At 68.7% G+C, this 1920-nt stretch carries 3 protein-coding genes and 1 pseudogene; 3 read left to right on the top strand and 1 reads right to left on the bottom strand.

Annotated features, from left to right (window positions below; translation table 11 throughout):
- Positions 1 to 378: 378 nt before the first annotated feature.
- The 3 genes and pseudogenes from ABZ624_RS42875 to ABZ624_RS42865 all read left to right on the top strand — a co-directional run bounded on the left by ABZ624_RS42875 (position 379) and on the right by ABZ624_RS42865 (position 1338).
- On the top strand, positions 379 to 606 hold the full coding sequence (locus ABZ624_RS42875) for a hypothetical protein (RefSeq protein ID WP_360101155.1): 228 nt from the start codon (positions 379 to 381) through the stop codon (positions 604 to 606).
- A pseudogene (locus tag ABZ624_RS42870) lies at positions 606 to 833 on the top strand (ISL3 family transposase); the annotation flags it as partial. The gene ABZ624_RS42875 and the pseudogene ABZ624_RS42870, both read left to right, overlap by 1 nt.
- Positions 834 to 996: 163 nt before the next feature.
- Positions 997 to 1338: a hypothetical protein gene (locus ABZ624_RS42865; RefSeq protein ID WP_360101158.1), complete on the top strand. Its 342-nt coding sequence runs from the start codon at positions 997 to 999 to the stop codon at positions 1336 to 1338.
- Between the two features lie 118 nt (positions 1339 to 1456).
- Here the strand turns inward: ABZ624_RS42865 and ABZ624_RS42860 are convergent, their stop codons facing one another.
- Positions 1457 to 1600, bottom strand: coding sequence for a hypothetical protein (locus ABZ624_RS42860; RefSeq protein ID WP_360101152.1), 144 nt, complete (start codon positions 1598 to 1600; stop codon positions 1457 to 1459).
- Positions 1601 to 1920 lie beyond the last annotated feature (320 nt).

Here is a 1920-nt window from a genome sequence, read left to right as displayed (position 1 = left end):
AAAACACCACAGCCACAAGCTCATTGACATCTCGCACACCACACCAACGGCGCCCGTCACCCTTGGTTACCACCGATTACGGGCCAGAGCCACTCATTTCACAGTCCCTTCCGTGAAGCTGAGGTGTGCCAGCGTGCGCCGGTGACGCTCCGTCACAGGTGACGGCACTGTCAGCGAGTGTGTTCGACCTCGTACGGATCGTGTCTGCGCACCTGGATGCGGTGCGGGTGGAGCGAGTGTGGGTGGCGGTGGCGTGGTCTGCATCGCGGGCCGCACCCGCGAGTGACGGTGGCGTGTCCGGACTCCGGCCGTGGTTCTGCGCGGGTGCACAGTCGCTATTGCCGCACGCTGGGCGGTGTCGCTGTCGGTGGGCGCCCGGTGCTGATCGGGCTGTCGGTGCGGCGGTTGTTCTGTGACAGCCCGGGCTGCGGTCGGCGGACCTTTGCCGAGCAGGTCGAGGGGCTGACGGCGCGCTACCAGCGCCGCAGCCCGCTGCTGCAGCACCTGGTGGAGATGGCCGGGGTGCTACTCGTCGGCCGCGGCGGCGCCCGGCTCCTGCAGATCCTGAAGTGCCGCTGTCGCGGACCAGCGTGCTGTTCCATCTGATGCGCCTGCAGCTTCCGCCGGCAGCGACCCCGCGGGTGCTGGGCGTGGACGACTTCGCGCTGTACGCGGACGTCTACGGAACCCTGCTGGTGGACGACACCAGGTTGCCGATCGAGCTGTGGGCCGGGCGGGACGCCGAGCAGCTGGCCGCCTGGCTGCGGACGCACCCCGGTGTTGAGGTGGTCCGCCTGGACGGCTCGCTGGTCTACCGCCAAGGCATCAGCGACGGCGCCCCGGGCGCGGGGCAGGTCAGCGACCGCTTCCACCTGTGGCAGGGGCTGTCGAAGCGGATCGTGGATATCGCCGCCGCCCATTGTGGCTGCCTACCCGCCGCAGTACCCGAGCCCGAACCGGCACCGCCACCAGCGAACCCGGCGGGACCGTCCGACCATGCCGACAGCCCAGCCCGCCTCGCTCAACACCGCAGCCCGCGAGCTGGGCTTGAACCGGCGCACCGTGCGCAAATACGCCCGCGACGCCACCCCGCTACGGGACTGGCTCGGGCAACTCACGGCTGCGGGCATCCCGGCCCCGGCCGGTCTGGCCAAAGCCATCCGCGAAGACCAGCCCTCAGTCGTCCAGGGCATCACCACCCCGTTCAACTCCGGCGTCAACGAAGGCCGCATCACCGACCTGAAGCCCAGAAGCGGATCACAGCCGGACGCGCCGGGGGCCCCGCTCCTCCGCCACCGCGTCATCCACATGGCCCTACTCCGACGCCACTACCCGTGACGGAGCGTCACCGGCGCACGGAGACACACCTCAGCTTCACGGAAACCTTGCCAGGGCCACATCAACATGTACGCGGACAGCGATCACCTCGGGTACTTGGCGCAGGTCGATCCGGTGGTCACCGTTCTCGGTGAATCCTGTCCCAGTCGGCGACGTCGTCGCCGATGACGGGGCCCTTCCAGGGTTGGGGCAGCGTCGACCACAGGTGCCAGATCGGGTCCTGGTCGCCGAGAGCGTGCAGATGCCGCTGTTCACCGGCCATCGTCGACCCGCCAGGAGGAGACGTATGACCTCCAGTTCGCCGCGGCCCGCAGGGCCTCCTCCTCGCGAACCCAGCCATACAGGTCGAGTGTGGTCTGGACATATGCGTGTCCCAGGCGGCGGGAGACTCCGGCCTCCCGGCCAGCAGCAGCGCGGTCGCGTGGCTATGGCCGAACCAGTGCGGCGTCCAGGAGGCGGGCCCGATGCCCTTCTTGCGCGGACACCTTGAGCCTTTTCCAACCTGCCTCTGAGGTACGGCGGTTGGGCTGACAACGTGGTGAAGCCCCTGGTAGACGAGTTTTCGACCAAGAGAACCGTCTC

The sequence above is a fragment of the Streptomyces sp. NPDC007205 genome (assembly GCF_040634095.1).
Lineage (GTDB): Bacteria > Actinomycetota > Actinomycetes > Streptomycetales > Streptomycetaceae > Streptomyces.
The sequence above is the reverse complement of the archived record's forward strand: the minus strand, read 5'-3'. Positions and strand labels throughout refer to the sequence as shown.

Bases quoted from the DNA above. Each gene is read 5' to 3' on its own strand.
- ABZ624_RS42865 (WP_360101158.1), top strand. From the start codon at position 997: ATGCCGACAGCCCAGCCCGCCTCGCTCAACACCGCAGCCCGCGAGCTG.
- ABZ624_RS42860 (WP_360101152.1), bottom strand. From the start codon at position 1,600: ATGGCCGGTGAACAGCGGCATCTGCACGCTCTCGGCGACCAGGACCCG.